This is a genomic window from Herbiconiux sp. VKM Ac-2851 (assembly GCF_013205105.1).
GTDB classification, from domain to species: Bacteria; Actinomycetota; Actinomycetes; order Actinomycetales; family Microbacteriaceae; genus Herbiconiux; species Herbiconiux flava.
On sequence record NZ_JABMLJ010000001.1, the window covers coordinates 1156174 to 1183071 of the forward strand.

Here is a 26898-nt window from a genome sequence, read left to right on the forward strand (position 1 = left end):
TACCTCACCGCCCCGACGCGCGCCCGGCAGGGGACGCTCAGGCGAACGCCTCCGGCGGCGGGCACGCGCAGACCAGGTTGCGGTCGCCGAAGGCCTGGTCGATGCGCCGCACCGGGGGCCAGTACTTGCCCCGGATCAGGCTCCTCACGGGGTACACCGCGCGCTCCCGGTCGTAGGGGTGCGACCACTCGCCCTCGATCACCGACTGCGCCGTGTGAGGCGCGTTCCGGAGCGGGTTGTCCTCGACCGGCCACTCCCCCGCGGCGACCGCGTCGATCTCGGCCTTGATGCCGATCATCGCGTCGATGAAACGGTCGATCTCGGCGAGGTCCTCGCTCTCGGTCGGCTCGACCATCAGCGTGCCGGCCACCGGGAAGCTCATCGTCGGGGCGTGGAAGCCGTAGTCGACGAGCCGCTTCGCCACGTCGTCGACCGAGACGCCCGACGCCGCGGTGATGCCCCGCAGATCGAGGATGCACTCGTGCGCCACCAGGCCGTTGTCGCCCGTGTAGAGCACCGGGAAGTGCGGTGCCAGGCGGGCGGCGACGTAGTTGGCGGCGAGCACGGCCGACGCCGTGGCGTCGGCGAGGCCCTCGAGCCCCATCATCCGCACGTAGGCCCAGCTGATGGGCAGAATGCTCGGGCTGCCGTAGGGCGCGGCCGAGATCGGCCCGCCGCCGTGCACGTCCGGAGTGCCGTCGGCCTGGAGGTGCTCGACCTCCTGCGCGAACACATGCCCCGGAAGGAATGGAGCCAGGTGGGCCTTCGCGGCCACCGGTCCGACACCAGGACCGCCGCCGCCGTGCGGGATGCAGAAGGTCTTGTGCAGGTTCAGGTGCGAGACGTCTCCGCCGAAGTCGCCGAAGCGGGCGAAGCCGAGCAGGGCGTTGAGGTTCGCGCCGTCGACGTACACCTGGCCGCCCGAGGCGTGCACGAGCCAGCAGATCTCGGCGACCTCGTGCTCGTAGACGCCATGGGTCGACGGATACGTGATCATCAGCGCGGCGAGGTCGGCGGCGTGCGCCTCGATCTTCGCGCGCAGGTCGTTGAGGTCGACGTTGCCGAGCTCGTCGCAGGCGACCACGACGACCTTCATGCCGGCGAGCACCGCGGAGGCCGCGTTCGTGCCGTGCGCGCTCGACGGGATCAGGCACACCGTGCGGTCGACGTCCCCGCGCGAGCGGTGGTAGCCGCGGATGGCCAGGAGTCCCGCGAGCTCGCCCTGGCTGCCCGCGTTCGGCTGCAGCGAGACCGAGTCGTAGCCGGTGACGTCGGCGAGCCAGCGCTCCAGCTGGGCGATCAGCTCGAGGTAGCCGCCCACGTCCTCCCTGGGGGCGAAGGGATGGATGCCCGAGAACTCCCGCCAGGTCACCGCTTCCATCTCGCTCGCCGCGTTGAGCTTCATCGTGCAGGACCCCAGGGGGATCATGCCGCGGTCGAGTGCGTAGTCGGCGTCGGCGAGGCGCTTGAGGTAGCGCATCATGCTCGTCTCCGAGCGGTGGGCGCTGAACACGGGGTGCGTCAGGTAGCCCGAGGTGCGGAGCAGGGCATCCGGGATGCTCGTGACGAGGGCCGACCCGTCGGCCCGCGGCGAGGCGTCGAACACGCGCACCAGCTCGAGCAGTTCGCGATCGCGGGTCGTCTCGTCGACCGCGATGCTCACCGTGTCGTCGTCGACGACGTGCAGCAGGATGCCCCGCGAGTGCGCGTGCTCGGCGAGACCCCGGGCGCGGCCCGGTACCCGCACCTGCACGGTGTCGAAGTAGTCGGCGTGAACGATCTCGAGGCCCGCCGCCGCGAGCGCGGCCGCTAGGGAGCGTGCGGTGGCGTTGACCTGCTCGGCGATCGCGCGGAGCCCCTCCGGGCCGTGGTAGACCGCGTACATGCCCGCCATCACGGCCAGCAGCACCTGTGCGGTGCAGATGTTCGACGTCGCCTTCTCGCGGCGGATGTGCTGCTCCCGCGCCTGAAGGCTGAGCCGGTAGGCCGGGTGACCGGCCGCGTCGACGCTCACGCCGACGAGCCGGCCGGGGAGCTGGCGCTCGAGCCCGGCGCGCACCGCCATGTACCCGGCGTGCGGTCCGCCGAAGCCCATCGGCACGCCGAAGCGCTGGCTGGTGCCGACGGCCACGTCGGCCCCGAGCTCGCCCGGGGAGGCGACCAGCGTGAGGGCGAGCAGGTCGCCCGCCACGACCGCGATGCCACCTGAGGCGTGCACCCGGGCGATGACGTCGGTGGGGTTCCAGAGCCGGCCCGAGGCGCCCGGGTACTGCACGAACACGCCGAAGGCGTCGACGTCGTCACCGGTTAGCGGATGCGCGGGGTGGTCGACCGCGTCGAGCACCGTCTCGACGATCTCGATGCCGACGGCTTCCGCGCGGGCCTTCAGCAACGATTTCGTCTGCGGGAACGCGTCGGCGTCGACCAGGAAGCGGTGGGACTTCGACTTCGAGGCGCGGCGCGCCAGGAGCATGCCTTCCACGGCGGCCGTGGACTCGTCGAGCATCGACGCGTTCGCCGTGGCGAGCCCGGTGAGGTCGGCGACCATCGTCTGGAAGTTGATCAGCGCCTCGAGCCGGCCCTGCGAGATCTCGGGCTGGTACGGCGTGTAGGCCGTGTACCAGCTCGGGTTCTCGAGCACGTTGCGCAGGATGACCGCCGGCGTGACGGTGCCGTAGTAGCCGAGCCCGAGGTAGGAGGTGGAGACGGTGTTGCGGCCGGCGAGCGCGCGCAGCTCGTCGATCGCCTCGCGCTCGGTGGCGGCCGGCGGCACGAGCGAATCGGCGAGCGAGCGGTCGAACTGGATCGCGGTCGGCACGGCCGCCCGCATCAGCTCGGCGACGCTGGAGTAGCCGACGGCCTCCAGCATGCGGGCCTGGGCCGCGGCGTCGGTGCCGATGTGGCGGGCCGAGAACAGGCCGGAGGCGGCGGGACGGTCGGTCAGGGTGCCGCCGGGCGAGGTGGCCACGACGGGCTCGAGGAGGTCGGTCATCCGTCAGCCCCCGATCAGCGCGGTGTACTCGTCGAAGGAGAGCAGCTCGGGCAGCTCGGTGAACTCCACCTTGAGCAGCCAGCCCTCGCCCAGCGGGTCGCTGTTGACGAGCTCGGGCGAGCTCTCGACGGCCTCGTTCTTCTCGACGACCGTGCCGTCGACCGGGGCGAAGAGCTCGCCGACCGACTTCGTCGACTCGATCTCGCCGACGATGCTGCCGCCCGCGACCTCGGTGCCCGCGTCGGGCAGGTCGAGGTAGACGATGTCGCCCAGCTGGGCCGCCGCGTACGCGGTGATGCCGATCGTGGCGACCGAGCCCTCGACGAGCACCCACTCGTGCTCGGCGGTGTAACGGAGTTCGGTGTTCTCAGGCATGTCAGTCCTTCTTCCGGCGGTAGAACGGCAGGGTCGTGGTGCGGAACGCGAGGCGGGTGCCCCGGATGTCGACGGTGACCTCCGTGCCCTCGGCCGCGAGGCGGGGGTCGACGTAGGCGAGGGCGATGGGATGCCCGAGCGTGGGCGAGAGCGCACCGCTCGTGACGAGACCGGCGGGAGGCGCATCCGCACCCCCGTCGATCGGGAAGACCTGGTAGCCGGCGCGGGCCGCGCGGCGGCCCTCGGCGACGAGGCCGACGAGTACGGGGGCGTCCTCGTCCGGGCCGGCCACCAGGGCGTCGCGGCCGACGAAGGACTCCTTGGCGAGCGCCGGCACGCGGCCGAGGCCCGCCTGCACAGGCAGCGTCTCGAGCGACAGCTCGTGGCCGTAGAGCGGCATGCCGGCCTCGAGGCGCAGCGTGTCGCGGCTCGCGAGCCCGGCCGGCACGAGGCCGAGGGGGTCGCCCGCCGCCTCGAGGGCTCGCCAGAGGGCCTCGGCGTGATCGGGGGCGAGGTAGAGCTCGTAGCCGTCCTCGCCCGTGTAGCCCGTGCGGGCGAGCAGCACGGGCTCGCCGCGGAAGCGGGCGGGGGTGGAGCGGTAGTAGCGCAGCTCGTCGAGCCCGGGGGCCTCGAAGCCCTCGGTGCGCTCGAGGATCTCTCGCGATGCCGGGCCCTGCACGGCGACGAGCGCCGTGTCGTCGCTCTCGTCGGCGAGCACGAGGTCGAAGCCGGCGCGGCGCTCGGCGAGCGCGGCGGCGACCGGCTCGCGGTTGGAGGCGTTGGCCACGACGAGGAACTCCTCGTCGCCCAGGCGGTAGACGACGACGTCGTCGATCACCCCGCCCTCCTCGGCGAGCAATAGCGAGTACTTGGCCTGGCCGATCGTGGTGGCCGACAGCAGCCCCGCCAGTGCGTGGTCGAGGAACGGGGCGGCGTCGGGGCCGCTCACCCGGAACTCGGCCATGTGCGAGAGGTCGAAGAGGCCGGCTGCCGAGCGCACGGCGTGGTGCTCGGCGAGGTCGCTGGAGTAGCGCACCGGCATCTGCCAGCCGGCGAAGTCGGTGAAGGTGGCGCCGGCGGCGCGGTGCACCGCGTCGAGCGGTGAGAAGCGGGACGGCGGCGAGAGCCGGGACGGTGGTGAAGCGGGAGTGGCGGGTGCGTCGGTCACGAGTGGAGTTCTCCGTTCGGCGAAGCGGGGCTTCGCGAGAGGAGGGCGCGGTGGCGCCCTGCGAGAACTCCCCCTCTGTCATCGTGCCTGAGAGTTTCACACCCGTGAACGGGTGCTTTCACCATGGGCGAGCCGCCGTCGATGCCGCGGACTGCTTTCCAGAGTGGCCAGTTCGACGCGGTACGAGGACCTGAGAGATTATCGGGGAGGATTGCTCCTTCGGTGCCCGGTCGTGCCGGGCTCTCCCGCGTCGGCCTAGTGGCCAGCGGTATTCAGTTGAAGGCGCTGCCCGGAGGCGGTGCCGTGAGGTGCTGCCCGGAGGCAGTGCCCAGACGTGCTCGGGCCAGCATAGCGCGGGCTCAGCTGCCGCCGAAGCCCCCACCGCGGCTCCGGCGGAGGGTGAGCACCACGATGGCGGCGATCGCACCGAGCCCCACGAGGACGATCAGCACGATGACCGGCCACGGCAGCATCGCCCCGGCCTGCTGCAGCTCGCCCGAGACCGGCCCGGCCGTCTCGGTGGCCTGGAGGGTGGCGGGAGCCTCGTCGGCGGCGGGAGCATCCGTCGCCGCCGCCTCGGTCGGAGCAGCCGCCGCGTCGGACGGGGTGGCCACCGCCGGGGCTCCCCCGTCGGGCTCGCCCGCCCAGGGTGCGCCGCAGGTGGGGGCGTTCGTCAGACCGTCGTGGGCGCCCTCGAGCGAGGTCGGCTCGTAGTCGAAGCTGTACTGGCCGCTCGTCGGGTGGCCGTCGGAGGACACGACCTGCCAGAGCACCTGGTAGCCGCCCGCGTCGCCCAGGGCGATGGGCGCGGCGACGCTGCTGCCGTCGAGGCTGACGCAGCCCGACTCGTAGTGCAGGCCCTCGCTGTCGACGATCTGCACCGCGAAGCCGTCGGTCGTTCCGCCCGGCTGCACGAGCAGCTCGTCGGTGAAGCCGAGCACCACCGAGCCGGGGTCGGCGGTGATGGAGTCGCCGTCGCCGGGCGTCGCGCTGGCCAGCGAGTCGTGGGCGGACGCCGAAACGACCGCGCCGCCGAACCCGGCCCAGAGGAGGGCCGTGCCGGCGAGCGCGGTCGCTGCGACAAGGGTCAGGGGGCGGTGGGTGCGGCTCACGTCTTCACGATAGCCGGGGCCCCTGACAGCGGGCGGTCTAGCTGCGGCGCACCCGGTACTGGTTGACCAGCGGGCAGTCGAACGGGTCGGGAGCCGACAGGCCCACCTTGTTCATGTAGACCACGACCGCCTTGTGCGCCGCGAGCAGCGACACCTGGGTGTAGGGGATGTTGTGCGTCGCGCAGTACTCCTGCACGACCGGGCGAGCCTTCACGAGGTTCGGGCGGGCCATGTTCGGGAACAGGTGGTGCTCGGTCTGCAGGTCGAGCCCGCCCATGCCGATGGTCATCGCCCAGCCGCCGCCGATGTTCCGCGAGGAGAGCACCTGCTTCGACAGGAAGTCGATGCGCGAGCCGGCCGGGAAGATCGTCATGCCGATGTGGTTCGGGGCGAACGAGGCACCCATGTAGAAGCCGAAGACGGCGACCTGAACGCCGACGAAGGCGAAGGCCATGCCGAGCGGCAGGAAGTAGAAGACCACGGCGAGGTAGGCGATCAGGCGGATGCCGATGAAGGTCAGCTCGAGCGCACGGCCCTCGACGGGCTTGCGGCTGAAGAGGGTCTTGAACGAGTGGAAGTGCAGGTTGAAGCCCTCGAGCAGCAGCAGCGGGTAGAGCAGGATGCCCTGCTTGCGCGTGATCAGGGCGGCGACGCCCTTCGTGGCCGCGGCGTCCTTCTCGAGGAACGAGACGGTGTCGCGGTCGATGTCGGGGTCTTTGCCGACGGTGTTCGGGTTGCCGTGGTGGCGGGTGTGCTTCGACATCCACCACGTGTAGCTCATGCCCACGAAGGCGGTGGCGAGCGTGCGGCCCGCGCGGTCGTTGGCCTTGTTCGACGCGAAGACCTGGCGGTGCGAGGCCTCGTGGGCGAGGAAGGCGAACTGGGTGAAGATGATGCCGAGCGCGCCGGCGATCAGCAGCTGGTACCAGGTGTCGCCGAGCAGCACGAAGCCGGTCACGGCTCCGCCCAGGGCGAGCATGAGGGCCACGAACATTCCGATGTAGAAGCCCTGGCGCTTGCGCAGCAGGCCCATGTCGCGCACGGTCGACAGCAGCTCGGAATAGGCGGCGGTGGGATGCGCGGCACCGGCTTTACGGGGAGTCGTCGCGCGCGGGGTCGGGTTGCTCGTGATGGTCACAAGGCCTCGTCACTGAATTCGGGTTCGGCTTCACAACCGCGGTGTTCGAGCAGATGCCCTGTAGATGATCTCAACCTAAGGGCCGAACCTGCGTAACCCCCGGCAGGGGACGAAAAAAGAACCCGCGCCCTTTTCAGGACACGGGTTCTTCGTTCACCGCCTACGGCGATGGGGGTGAGGCGAGATCAGCCCAGGGGGGTGATGTTCTCGGCCTGCAGGCCCTTGCGGCCCTGCGTCACGTCGAACTCGACGCGCTGGTTCTCTTCGAGGTTCTTGTAGCCGGAGCCGTTGATGCCCGAGTGGTGGGCGAAGACGTCTTCTCCACCGTCATCGGGGGAGATGAAGCCGAAGCCCTTTTCGGAGTTGAACCACTTCACGGTGCCTTGAGCCATTATTTTTCTCTTTTCGAGGTAAGCGGTTCCGCTTGTCGGAACCTACCGTCGCGGTGCACTTTGTTCCGCTCCTCAGAAAAGCAAGCCGCTCGCCGCGAGAAAAGCGGCGAATGACCCTATTCAAGATTCATGGGTAACACAACAACTGAGATCAGCTTAGCCGCTAACCCGGCCCCACGGCTACTAGGTTCTCTTTCTCGTGTCGTGAAGCTTTAGAATTCAGCGTGCCTTCTCTCAGCCCGCTCAGCATTCCCAGCCCTCCCCTGGAGTTCTCGCAGTTCCAGATCGGGCCCCTGACGATCCACATCTACGCGCTCTTCATCCTCGCGGGCATCGTGGCCGCCATGCTCATGGTGAACCACCGCCTCACCAAGCGCGGTGGCGAGCCGGGCGTCGTGATCGACATCGTGCTCTGGGCGGTGCCGCTCGGCATCGTCGGAGCCCGCATCTATCACGTGCTCACGCACGGCAGCGACTACTTCTACGAGGGCGCCGACCTCTGGCGTGTCGTGCAGATCTGGGACGGTGGAAACGCCCTGTACGGCTCACTGATCGGCGGCGCCATCGGTGCGGCCATCGGCTGCCACTTCGCGGGCATCCGGCTCTGGTCGTTCGCCGACACGCTCGCGCCGGCGATGCTCGTGGCCCAGGCCATCGGCCGTCTCGGCAACTGGTTCAACCACGAGTTGTTCGGTCTTCCCACCACGCTGCCGTGGGGGCTCGAGATCGAGTCGACCAACGGCGCGTTCCCGGTGGGCCTGCCCGAGGGCACCCTGTTCCACCCGCTGTTCGCGTACGAGATCATCTGGAACCTCGTCGGTGTCGTGCTGCTGCTCGCCCTCGAGCGCCGCTTCCGTCTGCGCTGGGGCAAGCTGTTCGCCCTCTACCTCGTCTGGTACGGCCTCGGCCGCGCCTGGCTCGAGTCGATCCGCATCGATCCGTCGAGCGACGGCTTCCTCGGCGTTCCGGCCAACGTGTGGGCCTCGTTCGCGGCCGTGCTGCTCGGCATCATCCTGTTCGTGGTGCAGAGCCGCCGTCACCCGGGCATCGAGACCTCGGTGTACCGCGCCGGCCGCGGGCCGCGTCCGGTCGTGAACAAGAAGAAGAAGGGTGCCGACGACGAGGTGTCGACCGGGCTCGAGTCGGTGGACGAGTCGGCCGCATCCGGCGAGGGCTCGGGCGAGCGGTGGACCGACGACGAGCTCAAGGCGGCCTCGGGCACCTCGGCGCCGCTGCGCTGACCCGCGCTGCTTGCGCGGCGTCGCTGCCTCGCGCCCGCCCCGCCTCAGTCGAGCGCGGCGCGCACGTCGGGCGAGAGGTGCTCGAGCCGCCGCCGGTCGCGGATCGCCACGATCCCCACGCAGGTCACCCAGACCAGCCACGGGAAAGTCGCGAGCATGGCGGTCGCCGCTCCCCCGGCAGCGAAGAAGCTGTCGGGGCTGGTGCCTCCGAACATCATCGGCACGGTGAGCACGTTGAGCACCGCCACGGAATAGGCGATGTACCCCGTCCACTTCGGCAGGGCACCGGATGCGAGGGTCACGTACCCCGCGGCCGCCGCCACGAGCGCATTCAGCGTGCATCCGATCGACCCGAACATCAGGGTGTGGCCCACGGTCAACGCCCGGAGCGAGGACGCGTCGGGCCGCAGGTCGGTGGTGTCGAGCGCGGTCGCGCCCTCGAGCCCGTCGCCCACGAGCGTCACGGCGATGAAGAGCACCCCGGCGCCGTAGGCGATGTTCGCCACCCACTGCAGGTCGGGCCGCGTGTGCGTGATGAGCTGCCGGAAGCCCGAGAGGAAGACGAGCAGCGCCGCCATCAGGAAGGTGTCGATCAGGATCGTGAACAGCGTCTGATTCGCCGTTCGGGCCATGAACTCGACCAGCGCGACGTCGTCGTCGAGGGGCGGCCGGGCGCCCACCAGCAGCACCTGAACGAGGAACTCGCTCGCGGTCAGCACGGCGACGCTGATCGCGGCGATGCCCGTCCACAGCCGCACGTCGGGGTTCAGCTTGCCGTTCTTCACGACGGTGATCATGTGGTTGTGATGGCTGACGTGCGTCTGCATGGCGCTGCTCCCCCGGGCCGGGGCCGCCCTCCGCGACCCTCGCGCCTCCGAGAGTAGCGGCTCGCTGCCTCCTGCACCGATCGGGCTTCGGCAGCTCGCGTCCACAGATCGGGGACAGCTTCGACGGCCTGCCCGCCCGTCCGGCAGCGTCTCCCCATGGGAATCCGATACTTCGCACAACCGCTCGACCCCGCCGCCGTCGCCGAGGCGCGCGCTGATCCTGTCGCCCACCTGTGGAGCGACCGGCACCACGCGTTCGCACATCACGGCGACCCGCTCCCCGTTGCCATCGATCTGGACAAGGCCTGGCGGGACTTCCAGGCGATCTTCGGCGAGCGCCCGGCCGGCCGCCTCGTGGCGGGGAACGTCACCCACACCTGCTGCGGCTGGCGCAGCCACTACGGCGTGCTCGACCCCGACGAGGTGCGGGCGGTCGCCGACGATCTGCGGTCGGTCGTGCTCCCTCGTTCGCCTGACGACGATCATCTCGACGACAGTGCCTCCGATCGCGCTGACGAATACGGCTACCTCGGCGAGATGCTCGACCGGGCCCGGCAGAGGTGCGACGAGTACGCCCGCGCCGGGCTGGCCCTGATCTACTCGATCGGTTGAGCCGGGAAGCCGTCGGGGCCGCCGTTGCCGCCAGCGGCGCACCCTCTTAGGTTTGGTCGCAGAAGACTCTGGAGGACCGATGACCGACGCCAGCACCCCAGCGCCTGAGACTGCACCCGACGGAACCGAGCCCGACGAGCATCCGGAACTCGCCGACGGCACCGCCGTGCCCGACCAGCTCACCGACGAGCCCACGATCACCCCACCCGTCGGCGCCCCGGGCGCCCTCGACGGCTCAGTCGCCGACGCCTGACGCGGCCCTCGCAGATCACGCCACCTCGCGGGTGCCCGTCGGCAGCAGGGTGGCGCCGACCGCGTCGGGAGCGCGTCTGCTAGAACGGGAGCGGCGAAGGGATTCCCGATGCAGCTCCGGCACACGACCTGGGTCACCGACGGCGGTCTCGAGACCGATCTGATCTTCAACCACGGCGTCGATCTGCCGGAGTTCGCGGCCTTCCCGCTCCTCGACGAGCCTGCAGGCGCGGCGTTGTTGACCCGGTACTACGCCCGGTACGCGGAGATCGCCGCCGAGGTGGGAGCCGGTCTGCTCCTGGAGACGCCGACCTGGCGCGCCAATCCGGATTGGGGCCGCGCGCTCGGCTACGACGCTCGCGCGCTCGACCGGGCCAATCGCGCCTCGGTCGACCTCGTCCGTGCGGCGACCACGGCCGCCGACGTCGTCGACCGGCGTGTCTCGGGGTGTGTCGGTCCCCGCGGAGACGGGTATCGCGCGGCCGGTCACGACGCCGCTGAGGCCGCCGAATACCACTCGCCACAGGTGCGATCTCTGGCGGCCGCCGGGGTGGATCTGGTGCATGCGATGACCATGACCACTTCGGCGGAAGCGATCGGTGTGGTGCGAGCGGCGCGCTCGGCCGGTGCGCCGGTCGCCGTCTCGTTCACAGTGGAGACCGATGGCCGGCTTCCGGACGGCGGTACCCTCGCGGACGCGATCTCCGCCATGGAAGCCGCCGACCCGGCGGACTTCTACGGCGTGAACTGCGCGCACCCGCTTCACCTCCTGGCCGCTCTCGACGGCGGAGCCTGGCAGGAGCACCTGGAGTTCTTCCGCCCCAACGCGTCGGTGCTGTCCCACGCCGAGCTCGACGAGGCGGAGGAACTGGATGCGGGCGACCTGCCGCTGCTCGTGAGCGCCACCGACGCCGTGCGGGCAGAGCTCCCCGGGCTCGCCGTGCTCGGCGGATGCTGCGGCACCGACAGCCGCCACGTCGCGGCGCTCTGGGGTGCGGGGTCCGGCGACGTCGGCGCCGCTCAACCGTCGGCGGAGCCCGACTCGACGAGGTGACGCCAGTGAGGCCTCACTCGGCGGACCAGAGCACCTCCGCCTCGAGGACCAGGCCGATCAGCTGACGCAGAAGATCCTCCATCGAAGTGGACGTCAACAGCGCGTACCGGTCGTACTCTCCGAGCGGAGCGATCGCCGCCAGCTGCCACACGGCCGTCACAGGATCCTCCGACAGCTCGAGGTCGTCCTCGGCCTGCGACCCCGACTCTGCCTGCGACCCCGTCTCCGCCTGCGGCCCCGAGTCCGGCTCCAGCTCCGGCTCCGACTCCGCGACGCGGGCGATCGCGCGCCGGACGACCGTTTCAGCCTCCTCCCGCAGAGCTGCGAGCTCCTCCGACCACTCCAGCTCCGGCAGCATCGAGAGCTCGGCCCGGGGGTACGGGTCCTCGTCGATCCAGCGCTCGACCGTGAACCTCCGGGTGCCCAGGCCGACGATGAGAAGGCTATCGGCACCCGCGGCGACGCTCACGAGACGCGCGATCGTTCCGACCGAGGCGCGCTCGTCGCCACCCCCGGCCTCCGGTCCGCGCTCGATGAGGACGACGCCGAACTCGAACCCCGGCTCGTCCTCGTCGAGCAACCGCCCAACCAGGGTGAGGTACCGGGGCTCGAACACCCGCAACGGAATGGGCACGCCGGGGAACAGCACTGATCCGAGCGGGAACATCGGTGAGGCGGCCATGCTCCAGTGAAGCACTGCTGGTGCGGAGTGAAGCTGACATAGGGTGAAGAGGTGCCCCGACCGCGTCCAGAGATCCCCGCATCAGGGCAGGAATCCGTCTGGGACTACCCGCGGCCGCCGCGCATCGAGCGGGTCACCGCGCCCGTCACGATCCGTCTGGGCGGGCAACTCATCGTCGAGACCCGAGACGCCGTCCGGGTGCTCGAGACCAGCCATCCGCCGGTCTACTACCTCCCGATCGCCGACTTCGCACCGGGCACCCTGACCGCCGCCGCCGGTTCGTCGTTCTGCGAGTTCAAGGGCACCGCACGGTACCTCGACGTGCGCGGCGGAAACGAGGTGCGCCCGGCCTGCGCGTGGAACTACCCGCAGCCGTCTCCCGGGTTCGAGCAGCTCCGGGACCGCGTCGCCGTCTACGCCCAGCAGATGGACGAGTGCACGGTCGACGGCGAGGTCGTGACGCCGCAACCCGGAGGCTTCTACGGGGGCTGGATCACCCGCGCCGTCGTCGGGCCCTTCAAAGGCACGCCCGGGTCATTCGGCTGGTAAACGCGGGGGCGCTGCGGGGAAGCCGTGGAAGAGCCCGGCCGGGTCGAAGCGGGCGATGAGCCTCTGGATGCGCGGCCAGTCCTCCTCCCGGAACGAGCGCGCGATGCGCTCCGGGTGCTCGCGGATGTCGGCCTCGCTCAGCACGTGCCCCGTGCACGTCGGCAGCAGCGCAGCGGCGACCTCGTCGAGCCAGGCGCGGTTGGCGGCGTCGTCGGCCGGGTCGTCCCAGATCACGTAGACGATCAGGAGCGTCGTGTCGTGCATCCCGTAGGCCGCCTCGCCCACGGGCAGCAGCTCGGCACCCCGGCCGTTCGCCGGCATCCCGGTCAGCACGTAGCTTTCGCCCGACGGCGCGCAGGCCATCAGCGCCATGAGCGGTGCCATCGCCTCGTCGAGGGGCAGGTGCGTCCAGAAGGTGTCGGCGAGGTACCGCGCCCCCTCGGGGTAGGTGGCGTCGACGGGCACGTGCAGCTCGCTCAGCCGCGCCGGCCCCTCGAACCGTTCCAGTGACACGAGCCCGGCCGCGCCGTCGCCGAGCGGTGCGAGTGCGTCGCCGTCGACGGCGCCGTCCGCCTCGATGACGACCGCGGCAGCCACTCCCACGACCAGCGGATGCTCGGCGGTCCCTCCCGGCCGCCCCACACCCTGCGTCACCACCGCCACCTCGACGTTCGGCGCCAGCCCCGCCGAGGCCTCGGTCACCCACCTCGTGACGGCGTCCAGCTCCTCGAGCGGATAGGTCCACGTGCTCACCCGCACGGCGGCCGGCGCCGGCCGGAGCTGCACCTCGAACGACGTCACGACGCCCGGGAATCCCGGCCCGGCGCCGCGCGCCAGCCAGAACAGCTCTTCGTTCTCGTCGACGGACGCCGTCCGCAGCTCTCCGTCCGCCGTCACCACCCGGAGGCTCCGGATCGAGAAGCACGACGGCAGCCACGCCCCCCAGTTCACGCCGAGCCCTCCCCCGAGCAGGAAGCCACCGACCCCGGGATCACCGCAGTGCCCCACCGGAAACGCCAGCCCGTGGGCCTCGAGCGTCGCCGACAGGACCTTCCCCCGAACGCCCGGCCCGATCGTCGCGACCATCGCCTCGGCGTCGACGGCGATCCCGTCGAGCTCCCCCAGATCGATCAGCACCCCGCCCTCGCGCACCGACGCGGCCACCCAGCTGTGCCCGCCGGAGCGCACGGCGACCCGCTCCTCCGCCGCGGCGGCATCCCGCACGGCCTGCACGACCTCGGCCTCGGTGCGCGGCCGCACCACCGCCACCGGCCGCCCGCTGACCACCATCGCGTTGAACACGCCCTCGACGACGGCCCCCTCGAACCCCTCGTCCCCGGCACGGATGGTCTCGGGACTCTGCTCAGCGGTCACGGCCTCACGCTATCCACCGCTCCCCCGCCCCGCCCGCCCCAGAACGGGGCCGCCGGCTCCCCACCCCGCGCGCCCTAGAACGGGGCCGCCGTTGCCGCCCCGCCGCCGCGGTCCTAGGTTGAGGTCACGATCCGGCCCTCGGGCCTGCCGCCCCGACCGACCCACGAAGGAGTCCCTCATGACCGACGCCGGCACCCCCGCCCCTGACACCGCGCCCGACGGAACCGAGCCCGACGAGCATCCGGAACTCGCCGCCGGCACCGCCGTGCCCGACCAGCTCACCGACGAGCCCACGATCACCCCACCCGTGGGCGCCCCGGGCGCCCCCGACGGCTCAGGCGCCGAGGACTGACGTCAGCCCACCTGCCGGGACTTCAACGATCGAGCCCTCGGAGGGCCGCCGCGAGCCACCGTTCGGCTCGCCTCGCGTTCACGGAGTACCGGTCCGGCACGATGGTCAGGCGCTCCGCGATGAGACGACCGTCGACCAAGCGTTCCCCGAGCAGAGCGTGCACGAAGTTCACGTCTTTCTCCCGATTCGCGCAGAGCTTCGCGACGCAGAGATCCTCTTTGTCCAGGCACCACCCCGTGTACTGGGTTCCTGAGACGCCTGCCGTGTTCGCGTTCTGCACCTTGACCAACCGGTCTCGCCAGCCCAGCGGCAGGATCGCGGTCTCGAGGTCCACTCCGTCGATGCTGAAGCCGTGCTGCTGCTCGAACGGCGACCACTCGCCCGCGACGCCTTCGATCAGATCGGCGAGTTCTGCGGTCTCGGCGTTGCTCGGCGCGATCGGCAGCACGTCGACCTCGAGCGACATCGTCGCCGCCCGCGGCAGCACGCTCTCGTCGTAGCTGCCGAGGATCGACTGCGACCCGACCACGATGACCTCGGACGCGCCGATGATCTGGCAAGCGGCCCGGATCGCGTGCTCGAGTTGATCGCGCCTCATGCAGCCAGCCGGCGGATGACCTCGGCGCGGGCATCCTGAGGCAGCACGCCCGCGAAGGGCGAGACCTCGCGCAGCTGCTGCGACCTCTCGTCGACCCCGATCATGGCATCGCGGAGGCCGCGCAGGTCGTGCTCTCGGATCAGCTGCTCCCAGACGCGCAGATTCCCCGTGTGAGGCTCACCCTGGACACCTCGAGCCAGCCGTTCCAGATTGCGGTCGATGACCGGCAGCCAGAGCACCAGAGACTCGGCGTCGAGATCTTCGGCCAGCCGACGATGCAGCGCCCACCGAAGCCGGTCGGACCGCGAGAACTCGACCGGTTCCACCACACGGACCGTCTCCGAGCGATGCCCCATGCACGCGAGGAGCCGCGCCAGCATCTCTTCGCTGAACGACGTGCGCCCGCTCAGGAACTGGCTGATGCTCGGCTGCCGCACCCCGCTCATGCGAGCGAGCGACGACTGGCTCGTGCCGGTCGCCGCCATCACCTCCCGAAGGACCGCTGCGCGTTCTTGCATGGCGCGATGATAGCAGTGAATGCTATGGACTGCCCAGAATTAAGGCAAGCTCTACCCGGTCCGCCGGGACAGGCGCCGCAGGGTCAGCGGCCGGAGCGGCGGAGCAGCGTTCCCGTCGCGATGAGGAGGGTGCCGATGCCGCCCGCGAAGGCGCTCACGCCGAAGGCGAGCACCGCCGTCATCAGCGAGGTGCGGAGCGCCGCCGCCGTCGACAGGGCCGCGCTCTGCTTGCGCAGCTCGGCCGCCTCGTCGCTCGCGCCGTCCACGCCGCGCAGGGCGGCGCTGATGGCGGCGAAGGTGCGCCCGCCCGCCCCGCGCTCGGCGTTGCCCTTGATGACGAGTGCCTCGACGTAGGCCGTGACCGGGCCCTGCACCCGCTTGCCCTTGAGCATCGGTGCGTTGCCCGGCACGTCGATCTTCTCCGCGCGCAACTGCGTGGCCACGGCGATCCAGGCACCTGCTCCGACGGTCACGAAGAGGCCTCCGGCCGCTATGGCGAGACCGCCGACGGAGCGGAGGTCAGGGGCGGTGGGTGACGACGTCATCGACGGTCCTTCTCTCAGGGCGAGCACACGGAGGAGCGGTCAGTTGTTGAAGCGGAACTCAACCACGTCGCCGTCCTGCATGACGTAGTCCTTGCCCTCGATGCGGGCCTTGCCGCGCGAGCGGGCCTCGGCGATCGAGCCGGTCTCGACGAGGTCGTCGAACGAGATGACCTCCGCCTTGATGAAGCCCTTCTGGAAGTCGGTGTGGATGACGCCGGCCGCCTGCGGCGCCGTCCAGCCCTTGCCGATAGTCCAGGCGCGCGACTCCTTGGGGCCCGCGGTGAGGTAGGTCTGCAGGCCCAGCGTGTCGAAGCCGATGCGGGCGAGCTGGTCGAGGCCGCTCTCCTCCTGGCCGGTCGACTCGAGCAGCTCGGCGGCGTCGGCGGGGTCGAGGTCGATCAGCTCCGACTCGAGCTTCGCGTCGAGGAAGATCGCCTTCGCCGGGGCCACGAGGTCGGCGAGCGCACCCTTGCGGGCCGGGTCGTTCAGGATGGCCTCGTCGACGTTGAAGACGTAGATGAAGGGCTTGGCCGTCAAGAGGCCCAGCTCCTTGATGGGCGCGAGATCGATCGACGACGCCGAGAGCGGCTTGCCGGTGTCGAGCCAGGCGCGGGCCTCCTGCGCGGTGGCGAGCACGACGGGCTCGAGCTTCTTGCCCTTGACCTCCTTCTCGAAGCGCGCTTCCGCCTTCTCGAGGGTCTGCAGGTCGGCGAGCACGAGCTCGGTGTTGATGGTCTCCATGTCGCTCGCGGCGTCGACCTTGCCGTCCACGTGCACGACGTCGTCATCGACGAAGCCGCGGATGACCTGCGCGATGGCGTCGGCCTCGCGGATGTTCGCGAGGAACTTGTTCCCCAGCCCCTCGCCCTCGCTCGCGCCCTTCACGATGCCCGCGATGTCGACGAACGACACCGGCGCCGGCAGGATGCGCTCGCTGCTGAAGATCTCGGCCAGCTTGTCCAGCCGCGGGTCGGGCAGATTCACGACCCCGACGTTCGGCTCGATGGTGGCGAACGGGTAGTTCGCCGCCAGGACCTGGTTCTTGGTGAGGGCGTTGAACAGGGTGGACTTGCCGACATTGGGCAGTCCGACGATCGCGATAGTAAGAGCCACGAGCGTCAAGCTTAGCTTCCGGATGCGCGAGCCGAGCTTCGGGGTGCGCGGGGCCTGCCCGCCCGAAGCAGCGCCCCGCGCATCCGGAGCATTTCGCTAGTTCTGGGGGAAGCCCAGGTTGATGCCGCCGTGCGAGGGGTCGAGCCAGCGCGACGTGATCGCCTTCTCCTGGGTGAAGAAGCGGAAGCCCGCGAGGCCGTAGGCCTTCGAGTCGCCGAAGATGGAGTCCTTGACGCCGCCGAAGGAGTGGTATGCGACCGGCACGGGGATGGGCACGTTGATGCCGATCATGCCGACCTCGACCTCGTTCTGGAAGCGGCGGGCCGCCCCGCCGTCGTTGGTGAAGATGGCCGTGCCGTTGCCGTAGGCGCCGTTGTTGATCAGGTCGACGCCCTCCTCGTAGGAGTGCACGCGCACGACCGAGAGCACCGGGCCGAAGATCTCGTCGAGGTAGACCTTGCTCGTGGTGGGCACGTTGTCGATCAGCGTCGGGCCGAGCCAGAAGCCGTCGGCCTCGCCGTCGACCTCGATGCCGCGGCCGTCGACGACCACGGTGGCGCCGTCTGCCGCCGCGATGTCGATGTAGGACGCCACCTTGTCGCGGTGCACCTCGGTGACGAGCGGGCCCATGTCGCAGTTGCGGCGGCCGTCGCCGATCTTCAGGCCGGACATCCGCTGCTGGATCTTGGCGACCAGCTCGTCGGCGATCGTGTCGACGGCGACGAGCACCGAGATGGCCATGCAGCGCTCGCCCGCCGAACCGAAGCCTGCGTTGATGGCGGCGTCGGCGGCCAGGTCGAGATCGGCGTCGGGCAGCACCAGCATGTGGTTCTTCGCCCCGCCGAGGGCCTGAACGCGCTTGCCGTTGCGGGCGGCGGTCTCGTAGATGTAGTGCGCGATGGGGGTCGAGCCGACGAAGGAGATGCTCTTGACGTCGCTGTGGTTCAGCAGGCCGTCGACGGCCTCCTTGTCGCCGTGCAGCACGTTGAAGACGCCGTCGGGCAGTCCCGCTTCGGAGAACAGGGCGGCGAGCCAGTTGGCGGCGCTCGGGTCTTTCTCGGAGGGCTTCAGCACGACCGTGTTGCCGGCCGCGATAGCGATCGGGAAGAACCACATCGGCACCATCGCCGGGAAGTTGAAGGGGCTGATGATGCCCACGACGCCGAGCGGCTGCTTGGTGGAGTAGACGTCGACACCGGTCGAGACGTTCTCGGAGTACTCGCCCTTCAGGAGGTGCGGGAAGCCGGTGGCCAGCTCGACGACCTCGAGGCCGCGCGTGATCTCACCGGCGGCGTCGGAGAGCACCTTGCCGTGCTCGGCGGTGAGGATCTCGGCGAGCTCGCCCTTGCGCGCGTTCAGCAGCTCGCGGAACGAGAACATGACCTGCTGGCGCTTCGTGATGCTGGTGTCGCGCCACGCGGGGAAGGCGGCCTTCGCGGCGGCGACGGCGGCATCGATCTCGGCGCCGTTCGCGAGCGCGACGCTCTTGGACTGGCGACCGAGGGCCGGATCGAACACGGGGGCGGTGCGGCCGCTCGTCGACACGAGCTCGGCCCCGCCGACCCAGTGGTTCACGACGGGCAGCTGGCCGGTGGAGACATCGTCTGACATGATTCCTGACTTCTTCGGTGGGAACGGGTTGCTTCGATGGAACGGGTCACTTCGGTGGAACGGGTGCTTCGGTGGAACGGGTGCTTCGGTGGAACGGGTGCTTCATCGATGGAGCTGAATCACGCCAGCCTAGGGCTTCGGGCCGACGTTGGGAGGGCGTGTCGACGTGGCGATCCGCCGTTGTCGGTGGCCGCTGACACACTGGGGGCATGGACGCACTCCTCCCCCTCGTCATCGGTCTCCTCCTGGGCCTCGCGCTCGGCGTGGCCGGCGGGTGGCTGCTCGCACGCAGTCGGCGGGCGGATGCTCGTTCCGCGGCCGACCCGGCCGTCGAAGCCGCACTGGCCGAACGCACCGCCGACCTCACCGAGGTGCGCGGTCGCGTCGAGCAGCTCGTCGACGAGCGGGCGGCGCTGCAGAGCCGGCTCGCTGCGGTCGACGCCACGGCCACCGCGCTGCGCGAGCAGGTCGACATCGGTTCGCTCGCCCACCGCGAGCAGATCGAGTCGGCCGCCCGCGCCCACCGCGAGCAGGCCGCCGCGGCGGCCGCGCAGTTCGAGGCGCAGCTCACGTTCGCGAAGGAGCAGGCGCGCGAGCGCCTGGCCCAGCAGGATGCGCAGTACAAGGCGCAGATCGCGAGCCTCGAGGAGCGACTGAGCGACTTCCAGCGCCGGCTCGCCGAGCTGAAGGAGGCCGAGGCCGCCCGTATCGACGAAGACAGCAAGGTGCTCGTGGCCCTGAGCCCCGTGCAGGAGAGCCTGAAGGCCGTGCAGGCGAAGGTCGTCGAGCTCGAGACGCAGCGCCAGCAGCAGTACGGCGAGCTCTCGCAGCAGCTGAAGTCGGCCACCGAGTCCGAGGAACGCCTGCGCTCGACAGCGGAGTCGCTGGCCTCGGCGCTCCGATCGAACAGCACACGCGGTGTCTGGGGCGAGACCCAGCTGCGCAGTGTCGTCGAGGCGGCCGGGCTCATCGAGCGCGTCGACTTCGACGTGCAGACGAGCATCCAGAGCGACTCGGGCGTGGGCCGGCCCGACATGGTCGTGCACCTGCCCGGCGGCAAGAACATCGCCGTCGACGCGAAGGTGCCGTTCGACGCGTACCTCGAGGCCTCGTCCATCCCGGCCTCGGCCACCGGTGCCGAGGGCGACCGCCGCACCCAGCTGATGAAGAAGCACGTCGCCGCACTGCGCAGCCACATCACGGCGCTCGGCACGAAGGGCTACTGGAACGGGCTCGAGGCCTCCCCCGAGCTCGTGATCGCGTTCATCCCGAGCGAGTCGCTGGTGTCGAGCGCGCTCGAGGCCGACCCGTCGATCATGGAGTTCGCCTTCGGCAAGCGCGTGGCGCTCGCGTCACCGGTCACGCTGTGGTCGGTGCTCAAGACCGTCGCGTTCAGCTGGCAGCAAGACGTACTGACCCAAGAGGCGCGCCAGCTCTTCGACCTGAGCCAGCAGCTCTACACGCGCCTCGGCAAGACGGCCTCGCACATCGACAAGCTGGGCCGCACCATCGACCGAACGGTCAAGGACTACAACGCCTTCATCGGCTCCTTCGAGCGCCAGGTCTTCCCCACCGCCCGCAAGCTGGGCGCCCTCTCCTCGGAGAGCCTCTTCCCCGAGCTCGCCCCCCTCGAAGAAACCCCCCGCGAACTCTCGGGCCACGAACTCCTGGCCGAACTAGAGGCAGCCGCCCCCGACACCGACACCAAGCGCGACGCCGACTACCTCGCCCACGAGTCCTCCCACCCGGAAGCCCCCTCCACAGTGGTCACCCTCGACTTCGGCGACGACAAAGCCGCCAACGCCTGACCCCCACCCACCCGCAGGTAGTGGACGCAACCCCTACCTCACCATCCCACGGGTAGTGGGCGCAGCCCCTACTCCACCATCCCGCGGCGGCGCCCGGCGGGCCGGGTGGGTTTTTGTCTCAGCCGCCTTTGAGCTCCGCTCAACCCCTAGGCTGAGGCGGAAATCCACCCGGCCCGCCGGGTAGTGGTACCTACAGCCACTTCTCCAAAAGATGGTCAGCTTCGATCCGCCGAATAGTCCCCGAATGCGACCGCAGCACGATCGATTCAGTCCGGATGATCGGCCCCAACCGCTTCACGCCGGCCACGAGCCCCCCGTCGGTCACCCCCGTAGCCACGAAGAACGTGTTGTCACTCCGCACGAGATCATCCGCCCCGTAGATCATGTCCAGGTCGAGTCCGGCGTCGATCCCCTTCTGCCGCTCCTCGTCGTCCTTCGGTGCGAGCCGCGTCTGGATGAACCCGCCCAGCGCCTTGATCGCACACGCCGTGGCCACGCCTTCGGGGCTCCCGCCGATCCCGACGCACATGTCGATGCGCGTGCCGTACCGGGCCGCGTTGATCCCGCCGGCGACGTCGCCGTCGAGCATCAGCCGGGTGCCGGCGCCGGTGGCCCGGATGTCCTCGATCAGCTGCGCGTGCCGCGGCCGGTCGAGCACGGCGACGCGGATGTCGCCGACGTCCTTGCCCTTCGCCGCCGCCAGCGCCCGGATGTTGTCGCCGATCGGCCGGTCGATGTCGATCACGCCGATCCCGTCCGCATCCGTCACGATCTTCTTCATGTAGAACACGCTGGAGGCGTCGAGCATCGACCCGCGGTCGGAGGCGGCAAGCATCGAGATGGCGTTCTGGCGGCCGGCGGCGGTGAGCGAGGTGCCGTCGATGGGGTCGACCGCGATGTCGCAGGAGGGCCCGCGGCCGGTGCCGACGTGCTCGCCGTTGAAGAGCATCGGCGCCTCGTCCTTCTCGCCCTCGCCGATGACGATCACCCCGGCGAAGTCGACGGTTCCGAGGAACTTGCGCATCGCATCCACGGCAGCACCGTCGGCGGCGTTCTTGTCGCCCTTGCCGATGAAGGGCTGGGCTCGGATGGCGGCGGCCTCGGTGGCCCTCACCAGCTCCATCGCCAGGTTGCGGTCGGGATTCTCATAGAGAGGTGCACTGTCGTTCATCGACGTTCCTTCCGAGGGTTCCCCGCCAGCCTATCCGGGTGGGCCGCGGCGGGAACCGCCGCCCACGCGCATCCGCCTGGCTGGAACCCGGCGGCTGGCTAGACTCGTCGTTGACACGGCACCGGCTGGAGCGCACGGCTTCGCTCGCCGGCCGCTCTGCCCACCAAAGGAGATGACATGCCCATTGCAACCCCCGACCAGTACGCCGAGATGCTCGACAAGGCCAAGGCCGGAGCCTTCGCCTACCCCGCCGTCAACGTCTCGTCGTCGCAGACGCTGAACGCCGTGCTGCAGGGCCTGAGCGAGGCCGGGTCGGACGGCATCATCCAGGTCACCACCGGTGGCGCCGACTACTTCGCCGGCCAGACCGTGAAGGCCCGCGCCACCGGCGCCCTCGCCTTCGCCGCGTTCGCGCACGAGGTCGCGAAGAACTATCCCATCACGGTCGCGCTGCACACCGACCACTGCCCCGAGCCCGCCCTCGCTGACTTCGTGCTGCCGCTCATCGCAGCCTCGGAGGAGGAGGTCAAGGCCGGCCGCAACCCCATCTTCCAGTCGCACATGTGGGACGGCTCGGCCGTGCCGCTCGGCGAGAACCTCCGCATCGCGGAAGACATGCTGAAGCGCACCAAGGCCATCAACGCCATCCTCGAGGTCGAGATCGGCGTCGTCGGCGGCGAGGAGGACGGTGTCAGCCACGACATCAACGAGCACCTCTACACCACGCTCGACGACGCGATCGCGACGGTCGAGGCGCTCGGCCTCGGCGAGAACGGCCGCTACATGGCCGCCCTCACCTTCGGCAACGTGCACGGCGTGTACAAGCCCGGCAACGTCAAGCTGAAGCCCGAGCTCCTGAAGGAGATCCAGGACGGCCTGACCGCCAAGTACGGACACGGCCCGAAGCCGCTCGACCTCGTCTTCCACGGTGGATCGGGCTCGACCGACGCCGAGATCCACGAGGCGGTGCAGAACGGCGTCGTGAAGATGAACATCGACACCGACACCCAGTACGCCTTCACCCGCTCCATCGCCGACACCATGTTCAAGAACTACGACGGCGTCCTGAAGGTCGACGGCGAGGTCGGCAACAAGAAGGTCTACGACCCGCGCGCCTGGGGCAAGATCGCCGAGACCGCCATGGCCGCTCGCGTGGTCGAGGCCACCCAGCAGCTGGGCTCCGCCGGCCACTCCGGCAAGTAGGGAACCGCGTGACCGACGAGCGACCGAAGCCCAAGTACGGAGAACTGGCCCCCGAGGGCTGGGTCTGGCAGCCGCCGAAAGAGGCGACCCCCGACCCCGTCCCCGAGGCCGAGACCCCTCCGGCACCGGCTCCGGCCGCTCGTCCGTCGGGCCGGCCCCCGGTCGATCCGCGCTGGCCGGCTCCAGATGCTCGTGCCGCGCGCTCCTCGACGGGTGCCCCGTCGGGCGACCCCGCCCCGGGTGCCGAACCGTCTGACGTCCCGGCCCCGAGGCGCGGCCTCGCCGTCGACGTCAACATCACGATCGTGCTGCTGGTGCTCGGCACCCTCTCGGTCGGGTCGAGCGTCGCCACGCTGCTCGACCTGAACGGCTACATGACGACGGCCGGAGCCGCCTTCGGGCTCGGCGGCTATCCCGCCAACGAGGTGACCCGCGTCACGGGCGTGACCGGCGCCGTGCTGCACGTGCTGCTGATCGCGGGAACGGTGTGGCTGTCGATCCGGCGCATCAAGCGGCAGAAGCTCGCGTTCTGGGTGCCGCTGACGGCGGCCGTGGTGTCGTTCCTGATCACCTGCATCTGCGTCGCGATCGCGTTCTCGCAGGCGCCGGAGCTGCTCGACTCGCTGACGACCTTGCCGGCGGTCGTGACCATCACGCCGACGCCGTAGCGACCGGACCTGCGCCGGGGCGGCCCGGCGCGGGACGCCCCGGCTCGGCGGCGCGAGCCCTACGCCGCAGCCGCTAGGCGCTGTGGCGGCCGCCGAGCGCGCGGGCGTCGCGGTTGCCCGCGGTGTCGCGACGCAGCTCCTTGGGCAGCGAGAACACGAGGTCCTCCTCCGCCGTCTGCACGGTCTCGATGTCGCCGTAGCCGGCGGCCGCGAGGTCATCCAGCAGCTCCTGCACGAGCACCTCGGGCACAGAGGCGCCGGAGGTGACGCCGACCGTCTCGACGCCGTCGAGCCACTCCTGCTTGACCTCGTGCGCGTAGTCGACGCGGTACGCGGCCTTCGCCCCGTACTCGAGGGCGACCTCGACGAGGCGCACCGAGTTGGACGAGTTGGCCGAGCCGACCACGATCACGAGGTCGGCGCCCTGCGCCACCTTCTTGATGGCGACCTGGCGGTTCTGGGTGGCGTAGCAGATGTCGTCGGACGGCGGGTCCTGCAGGTTGGGGAACTTCTCCCGCAGCCGGCGCACCGTCTCCATGGTCTCGTCGACGGACAGCGTCGTCTGCGAGAGCCAGACCACCTTGTCGGGGTCCTTGACCTCGATGTCGGCCACCGCATCCGGACTGCCGACCAGGGTGATGTGCTCGGGGGCCTCGCCCGCCGTGCCCTCGACCTCTTCGTGGCCCTCGTGGCCGATGAGGAGGATCTCGAAGTCGTCGCGGGCGAAGCGCACGGCCTCGCGGTGCACCTTGGTGACCAGCGGGCAGGTGGCGTCGATGGCCTGGAGGCCCCGGTCAGCGGCACCCTGCACGACCGCCGGCGAGACGCCGTGGGCCGAGAACACGACGTGGGCGCCCTCGGGCACCTCGTCGATCTCCTCGACGAAGATGGCACCGCGCTTCTCGAGCGTCGAGACGACGTGCACGTTGTGCACGATCTGCTTGCGCACATAGACCGGGGCGCCGTAGTTCTCGAGCGCCTTCTCGACGGCCACGACCGCTCTGTCCACTCCTGCACAATAGCCACGTGGGGCTGCCAGCAGCACACGCTTGTGACCGGTCACCGGGTTATCCTTTAGCCTGTTGCGAGTGCCGGGAATCCTCGGCATCGGCAGGCTGATGGTCGTCGCGTTGCTCACCCTTCGATTCTACGTGAGCACAACTGGGTGAAGGCCTGAAGGAGAGAACCAGACGTGTCCGACGCTCCCGCCCCCTCGTTCTCGTCGGGGCCTCCGACGCTCGAGAACCCCTGGCCCGTGGGCGAGCTGGCGCAGAAGATCCGCGGCTACATCGAGCGCCTCGGCACCGCGTGGGTCGAGGGCGAGATCACGCAGTGGGGCGTGTCGGGCGGCAACGTCTACGGAAAGCTGAAAGACCTGTCGGGCGACGCCACCGTGAGCTTCACCATCTGGTCCTCCGTCAAGGCGAAGCTGCCAGCCGACCTGAAGCAGGGCGACCGCGTGATCGCTCTGATCAAGCCGAGCTACTGGGTGCGCGGCGGCTCGCTCTCGATGCAGGTGTTCGAGATGCGGCATGTCGGCCTCGGTGACCTGCTCGAACGGCTCGAGCGGCTGCGCGCGCAGCTCGCCTCCGAGGGCCTGTTCGACCGCGGCCGCAAGCGCGCCCTGCCCTTCCTGCCGGGCACCGTCGGCCTCGTCACGGGCAAAGACAGCGACGCCGAGAAGGACGTGCTCCGCAACGCGCAGCTGCGCTGGCCCTCTGTTCGGTTCCGCGTGGTGCACGCGGCGGTGCAGGGCGACCGCACGGCCCGCGAGGTCGTCGCGGCCATCGAGCTGCTCGACGCCGATCCGGCGGTCGAGGTCATCATCGTCGCCCGGGGCGGCGGCGACTTCCAGAACCTGCTCGGCTTCAGCGACGAGGCCGTGGTGCGCGCGGCCGCGGCGGCGACGACGCCGATCGTCAGCGCCATCGGCCACGAGGCGGATGCTCCGCTGCTCGACCTCGTCGCCGACCTCCGCGCCTCCACCCCCACCGATGCCGCGAAGCGGGTCGTGCCCGACGTCACCGAGGAGCTGATGCGGGTCGACCAGGCCCGCACGCGCATCCGCACCCGGGTCGCCGCGACCGTCTCGATCGAGGTCGACCGGCTGACACAGATCCGTTCGCGGCCCGCGCTGTCGAACCCGGCCTGGATCATCGACTCGCGCTCGGAAGACCTCACGCGCTTCGTCGCCCGCGGCGAGGAGCTGGTCAGCCGCGTGCTCGAACGGGAGGGCAATCGGGTGCGCGAGCTCGTGGCGCACGTGCGCCAGCTCTCGCCGCAGCGCACCCTCGATCGCGGGTACGCCATCGTGCAGTCGATCTCCGGGCCGAACGCGGGGCACATCGTGCGGGCGGCGACGGATGCTCCGCAGGGCTCGCTCGTCACGGTGACGGTCGCCGACGGAGCGCTCGACGCGGTCTCCTCGGGTCCCTCCTCCACGGGTGCGGCCGCCGCGCCCCGCGTTCCCTCCTCGACCGGTGCGGACGGCGCAGCCGGCGTCTCCTCGACCGGTGCGGACGATGCAGCCGGCGTCCTCTCCTCCACAGGCGCGGGCGATGCGCAGCTGGACGCCGAGACCCGCGGCACCGCCGATCCCTCCGTCTCCGATCGATAGGATTGAGCCATGGCCTCCTCGCCCTCCCCCGACGTGCAAGCACTCTCCTATGAAGAGGCGCGCGACGAGCTGATCCGCGTGGTCGGCGAGCTCGAGCAGGGCTCTGCCACCCTCGAGCAGTCGCTCGCGCTCTGGGAGCGCGGCGAGTCCCTCGCGGCCCGCTGCGAGCAGTGGCTGATCGGCGCCCGGGAGCGACTCGACGCCGCCCGCAGCGGCTCGGCGGGCGAGTAGCCGTGGCCAAGAGCACCGAACCCCGCGTCGTCGCCGAGCTCGGCCGCCCCGAGACCCCTGAGGAGACCGCGGCCCGCAAGGCCGAGCAGTCCCGCCTCTACCGCGACCGCAAGACGCTGCGCAATCTGCTGTACGCCCTGCTTGTGTCGGTGGGGCTCGTCGCCGCGATCATCTTCCTGGTGCCGCGCCCCGAGGAATCGCTGCTCGAGAGCGTCGACTACCAGGACGTCGCCGCGAGCGCGCAGGCCTCGATGCCCGTGCCGCTGGCCGCGCCCGAGCTGCCCGAGGGCTGGACGTCGAACGCCGCCGAAGTGCGGTCCGGCACGGCCGACGGCGTGCTGTCCTGGTATGTCGGCCTGATCACGCCGCAGAAGCAGTACATCGGGCTGACCCAGGCGATCGACGCGAACCCCACCTGGCTCGCCGACCAGGTCGGCCGCGGGCTAGCCTCGGGAACGGTCTCGCTCGACGGCGTCGACTGGACCGTCTACGACAACCGCGACCGCGCCGGCTCGTCCGACGAGGTCGGCAACGCCGAGTACGCCCTGACCACCGAGTCGGGCGCCACCACCTACGTCGTGTTCGGCACCGCCGACCCCGACGAGATCGAGCAGGTCGCGGCGGCCCTCGCGGCCAACGTGCAGGAGCAGCCCGCGGAGGCAACCCGATGACCGACACCACCACCCCCACCCCCG

Annotated in this window: 27 protein-coding genes, 1 pseudogene and 1 riboswitch; of the genes and pseudogenes, 12 read left to right on the forward strand and 16 right to left on the reverse strand. The window is 70.4% G+C overall.

Features of this window, described 5'->3' with window-relative positions; translation table 11 throughout:
- Positions 1-37: 37 nt before the first annotated feature.
- The 6 genes from gcvP to HQQ85_RS05475 form a co-directional block, all read right to left on the reverse strand.
- Complete coding sequence (gcvP, locus tag HQQ85_RS05450) at positions 38-2992, reverse strand: aminomethyl-transferring glycine dehydrogenase (protein WP_173181433.1); 2955 nt, start codon at positions 2990-2992, stop codon at positions 38-40.
- Between the two features lie 3 nt (positions 2993-2995).
- Positions 2996-3367 carry a glycine cleavage system protein GcvH gene (gene gcvH / locus HQQ85_RS05455; protein ID WP_173181434.1) on the reverse strand — a complete coding sequence of 124 codons (372 nt, stop codon included), beginning with the start codon at positions 3365-3367 and terminating at the stop codon, positions 2996-2998.
- A 1-nt stretch (position 3368) separates the two neighbouring features.
- Entirely contained in the window at positions 3369-4535 is a 1167-nt protein-coding gene (gene gcvT / locus HQQ85_RS05460; protein ID WP_173181435.1) for a glycine cleavage system aminomethyltransferase GcvT, read from the reverse strand.
- Positions 4536-4703: 168 nt separating this feature from the next.
- A riboswitch (glycine riboswitch) is annotated at positions 4704-4793 on the reverse strand.
- A gap of 101 nt (positions 4794-4894) precedes the next feature.
- The gene (locus tag HQQ85_RS05465; RefSeq protein ID WP_173181436.1) at positions 4895-5647 is read right to left on the reverse strand and encodes a copper resistance CopC family protein; all 753 of its coding nucleotides are present in this window, start codon (positions 5645-5647) and stop codon (positions 4895-4897) included.
- 37 nt (positions 5648-5684) lie between these two features.
- Entirely contained in the window at positions 5685-6779 is a 1095-nt protein-coding gene (locus tag HQQ85_RS05470) for a fatty acid desaturase (protein WP_371741798.1), read from the reverse strand.
- Between the two features lie 191 nt (positions 6780-6970).
- Complete coding sequence (locus HQQ85_RS05475; protein WP_173181437.1) at positions 6971-7177, reverse strand: cold-shock protein; 207 nt, start codon at positions 7175-7177, stop codon at positions 6971-6973.
- Between the two features lie 224 nt (positions 7178-7401).
- Between HQQ85_RS05475 and lgt the strand changes: the two genes are divergently transcribed.
- Complete coding sequence (lgt, locus tag HQQ85_RS05480; RefSeq protein ID WP_173181438.1) at positions 7402-8418, forward strand: prolipoprotein diacylglyceryl transferase; 1017 nt, start codon at positions 7402-7404, stop codon at positions 8416-8418.
- A 44-nt stretch (positions 8419-8462) separates the two neighbouring features.
- On the opposite strand, the gene HQQ85_RS05485 is transcribed toward lgt, so the two are convergent.
- Positions 8463-9245 carry a hypothetical protein gene (locus HQQ85_RS05485; protein WP_173181439.1) on the reverse strand — a complete coding sequence of 261 codons (783 nt, stop codon included), beginning with the start codon at positions 9243-9245 and terminating at the stop codon, positions 8463-8465.
- A gap of 156 nt (positions 9246-9401) precedes the next feature.
- Between HQQ85_RS05485 and HQQ85_RS05490 the strand changes: the two genes are divergently transcribed.
- From HQQ85_RS05490 to HQQ85_RS05500, 3 genes are all read left to right on the forward strand, one after another.
- Positions 9402-9857, forward strand: coding sequence for a hypothetical protein (locus HQQ85_RS05490; RefSeq protein WP_173181440.1), 456 nt, complete (start codon positions 9402-9404; stop codon positions 9855-9857).
- A gap of 79 nt (positions 9858-9936) precedes the next feature.
- Entirely contained in the window at positions 9937-10110 is a 174-nt protein-coding gene (locus HQQ85_RS05495; RefSeq protein ID WP_173181441.1) for a hypothetical protein, read from the forward strand.
- Positions 10111-10218: 108 nt separating this feature from the next.
- Positions 10219-11163, forward strand: a complete 945-nt coding sequence (locus HQQ85_RS05500; RefSeq protein WP_173181442.1) for a homocysteine S-methyltransferase family protein — start codon at positions 10219-10221, stop codon at positions 11161-11163.
- A 13-nt stretch (positions 11164-11176) separates the two neighbouring features.
- On the opposite strand, the gene HQQ85_RS05505 is transcribed toward HQQ85_RS05500, so the two are convergent.
- The gene (locus tag HQQ85_RS05505; protein ID WP_254069120.1) at positions 11177-11845 is read right to left on the reverse strand and encodes an LON peptidase substrate-binding domain-containing protein; all 669 of its coding nucleotides are present in this window, start codon (positions 11843-11845) and stop codon (positions 11177-11179) included.
- Between the two features lie 51 nt (positions 11846-11896).
- On the opposite strand from HQQ85_RS05505, the gene HQQ85_RS05510 reads away from it, so the two are divergent.
- The gene (locus HQQ85_RS05510; RefSeq protein WP_173181443.1) at positions 11897-12394 is read left to right on the forward strand and encodes a DUF427 domain-containing protein; all 498 of its coding nucleotides are present in this window, start codon (positions 11897-11899) and stop codon (positions 12392-12394) included.
- Here HQQ85_RS05510 and HQQ85_RS05515 read toward each other — a convergent pair.
- Positions 12380-13768 carry an FAD-binding oxidoreductase gene (locus HQQ85_RS05515; RefSeq protein ID WP_173181444.1) on the reverse strand — a complete coding sequence of 463 codons (1389 nt, stop codon included), beginning with the start codon at positions 13766-13768 and terminating at the stop codon, positions 12380-12382. The genes HQQ85_RS05510 and HQQ85_RS05515 overlap by 15 nt on opposite strands.
- A 178-nt stretch (positions 13769-13946) precedes the next feature.
- Between HQQ85_RS05515 and HQQ85_RS05520 the strand changes: the two genes are divergently transcribed.
- The gene (locus tag HQQ85_RS05520) at positions 13947-14120 is read left to right on the forward strand and encodes a hypothetical protein (protein ID WP_173181445.1); all 174 of its coding nucleotides are present in this window, start codon (positions 13947-13949) and stop codon (positions 14118-14120) included.
- Positions 14121-14142: 22 nt separating this feature from the next.
- Here the strand turns inward: HQQ85_RS05520 and HQQ85_RS05525 are convergent, their stop codons facing one another.
- From HQQ85_RS05525 to HQQ85_RS05545, 5 genes are all read right to left on the reverse strand, one after another.
- Entirely contained in the window at positions 14143-14718 is a 576-nt protein-coding gene (locus HQQ85_RS05525) for a DUF6036 family nucleotidyltransferase (RefSeq protein ID WP_173181446.1), read from the reverse strand.
- Complete coding sequence (locus tag HQQ85_RS05530; RefSeq protein WP_173181447.1) at positions 14715-15203, reverse strand: helix-turn-helix domain-containing protein; 489 nt, start codon at positions 15201-15203, stop codon at positions 14715-14717. The genes HQQ85_RS05525 and HQQ85_RS05530 overlap by 4 nt, the downstream gene beginning before the upstream one ends.
- A 116-nt stretch (positions 15204-15319) precedes the next feature.
- Positions 15320-15781 carry a hypothetical protein gene (locus tag HQQ85_RS05535; RefSeq protein ID WP_173181448.1) on the reverse strand — a complete coding sequence of 154 codons (462 nt, stop codon included), beginning with the start codon at positions 15779-15781 and terminating at the stop codon, positions 15320-15322.
- Positions 15782-15820: 39 nt separating this feature from the next.
- A complete protein-coding gene (gene ychF / locus HQQ85_RS05540; protein WP_173181449.1) occupies positions 15821-16894 on the reverse strand; it encodes a redox-regulated ATPase YchF in 1074 nt (357 codons plus the stop codon).
- Between the two features lie 96 nt (positions 16895-16990).
- Positions 16991-18505 (reverse strand): CoA-acylating methylmalonate-semialdehyde dehydrogenase, encoded by a 1515-nt coding sequence (locus tag HQQ85_RS05545; RefSeq protein ID WP_173181450.1) that lies wholly within the window; start codon positions 18503-18505, stop codon positions 16991-16993.
- A gap of 209 nt (positions 18506-18714) precedes the next feature.
- On the opposite strand from HQQ85_RS05545, the gene rmuC reads away from it, so the two are divergent.
- Positions 18715-20313 (forward strand): DNA recombination protein RmuC, encoded by a 1599-nt coding sequence (rmuC, locus tag HQQ85_RS05550; protein ID WP_173181451.1) that lies wholly within the window; start codon positions 18715-18717, stop codon positions 20311-20313.
- A gap of 190 nt (positions 20314-20503) precedes the next feature.
- On the opposite strand, the gene glpX is transcribed toward rmuC, so the two are convergent.
- On the reverse strand, positions 20504-21484 hold the full coding sequence (gene glpX / locus HQQ85_RS05555; RefSeq protein ID WP_173181452.1) for a class II fructose-bisphosphatase: 981 nt from the start codon (positions 21482-21484) through the stop codon (positions 20504-20506).
- Positions 21485-21661: 177 nt separating this feature from the next.
- On the opposite strand from glpX, the gene fbaA reads away from it, so the two are divergent.
- Together fbaA and HQQ85_RS05565 are read left to right on the forward strand one after the other, a co-directional pair.
- Positions 21662-22687 (forward strand): class II fructose-bisphosphate aldolase, encoded by a 1026-nt coding sequence (fbaA, locus tag HQQ85_RS05560; protein WP_173181453.1) that lies wholly within the window; start codon positions 21662-21664, stop codon positions 22685-22687.
- 8 nt (positions 22688-22695) lie between these two features.
- Positions 22696-23355 carry a DUF6264 family protein gene (locus tag HQQ85_RS05565; protein ID WP_173181454.1) on the forward strand — a complete coding sequence of 220 codons (660 nt, stop codon included), beginning with the start codon at positions 22696-22698 and terminating at the stop codon, positions 23353-23355.
- A gap of 73 nt (positions 23356-23428) precedes the next feature.
- Here the strand turns inward: HQQ85_RS05565 and HQQ85_RS05570 are convergent, their stop codons facing one another.
- Positions 23429-24463 (reverse strand): 4-hydroxy-3-methylbut-2-enyl diphosphate reductase, encoded by a 1035-nt coding sequence (locus HQQ85_RS05570; protein ID WP_173181741.1) that lies wholly within the window; start codon positions 24461-24463, stop codon positions 23429-23431.
- An 84-nt stretch (positions 24464-24547) separates the two neighbouring features.
- Between HQQ85_RS05570 and xseA the strand changes: the two are divergent.
- The 3 genes and pseudogenes from xseA to HQQ85_RS05585 form a co-directional block, all read left to right on the forward strand.
- A pseudogene (gene xseA / locus HQQ85_RS05575) lies at positions 24548-25864 on the forward strand (exodeoxyribonuclease VII large subunit); the annotation flags it as partial.
- Between the two features lie 117 nt (positions 25865-25981).
- Entirely contained in the window at positions 25982-26203 is a 222-nt protein-coding gene (locus HQQ85_RS05580; RefSeq protein ID WP_173181456.1) for an exodeoxyribonuclease VII small subunit, read from the forward strand.
- A 2-nt stretch (positions 26204-26205) separates the two neighbouring features.
- Positions 26206-26874, forward strand: a complete 669-nt coding sequence (locus HQQ85_RS05585) for a DUF4245 domain-containing protein (protein WP_173181457.1) — start codon at positions 26206-26208, stop codon at positions 26872-26874.
- The last annotated feature ends 24 nt before the right edge of the window (positions 26875-26898 follow it).

Excerpts from the sequence above, each read along its gene's own strand:
- HQQ85_RS05475 (WP_173181437.1), bottom strand. The coding sequence starts at position 7,177 with ATGGCTCAAGGCACCGTGAAGTGGTTCAACTCCGAAAAGGGCTTCGGC.
- HQQ85_RS05580 (WP_173181456.1), top strand. The coding sequence starts at position 25,982 with ATGGCCTCCTCGCCCTCCCCCGACGTGCAAGCACTCTCCTATGAAGAG.
- HQQ85_RS05500 (WP_173181442.1), top strand. The coding sequence starts at position 10,219 with ATGCAGCTCCGGCACACGACCTGGGTCACCGACGGCGGTCTCGAGACC.
- HQQ85_RS05570 (WP_173181741.1), bottom strand. The coding sequence starts at position 24,463 with ATGCCGAGGATTCCCGGCACTCGCAACAGGCTAAAGGATAACCCGGTG.
- HQQ85_RS05485 (WP_173181439.1), bottom strand. The coding sequence starts at position 9,245 with ATGCAGACGCACGTCAGCCATCACAACCACATGATCACCGTCGTGAAG.
- fbaA (WP_173181453.1), top strand. The coding sequence starts at position 21,662 with ATGCCCATTGCAACCCCCGACCAGTACGCCGAGATGCTCGACAAGGCC.
- HQQ85_RS05525 (WP_173181446.1), bottom strand. The coding sequence starts at position 14,718 with ATGAGGCGCGATCAACTCGAGCACGCGATCCGGGCCGCTTGCCAGATC.
- rmuC (WP_173181451.1), top strand. The coding sequence starts at position 18,715 with ATGGACGCACTCCTCCCCCTCGTCATCGGTCTCCTCCTGGGCCTCGCG.
- HQQ85_RS05535 (WP_173181448.1), bottom strand. The coding sequence starts at position 15,781 with ATGACGTCGTCACCCACCGCCCCTGACCTCCGCTCCGTCGGCGGTCTC.
- gcvH (WP_173181434.1), bottom strand. The coding sequence starts at position 3,367 with ATGCCTGAGAACACCGAACTCCGTTACACCGCCGAGCACGAGTGGGTG.
- glpX (WP_173181452.1), bottom strand. The coding sequence starts at position 21,484 with ATGAACGACAGTGCACCTCTCTATGAGAATCCCGACCGCAACCTGGCG.
- HQQ85_RS05505 (WP_254069120.1), bottom strand. The coding sequence starts at position 11,845 with ATGGCCGCCTCACCGATGTTCCCGCTCGGATCAGTGCTGTTCCCCGGC.
- HQQ85_RS05490 (WP_173181440.1), top strand. The coding sequence starts at position 9,402 with ATGGGAATCCGATACTTCGCACAACCGCTCGACCCCGCCGCCGTCGCC.
- gcvP (WP_173181433.1), bottom strand. The coding sequence starts at position 2,992 with ATGACCGACCTCCTCGAGCCCGTCGTGGCCACCTCGCCCGGCGGCACC.
- HQQ85_RS05545 (WP_173181450.1), bottom strand. The coding sequence starts at position 18,505 with ATGTCAGACGATGTCTCCACCGGCCAGCTGCCCGTCGTGAACCACTGG.
- HQQ85_RS05520 (WP_173181445.1), top strand. The coding sequence starts at position 13,947 with ATGACCGACGCCGGCACCCCCGCCCCTGACACCGCGCCCGACGGAACC.
- HQQ85_RS05495 (WP_173181441.1), top strand. The coding sequence starts at position 9,937 with ATGACCGACGCCAGCACCCCAGCGCCTGAGACTGCACCCGACGGAACC.
- HQQ85_RS05530 (WP_173181447.1), bottom strand. The coding sequence starts at position 15,203 with ATGGCGGCGACCGGCACGAGCCAGTCGTCGCTCGCTCGCATGAGCGGG.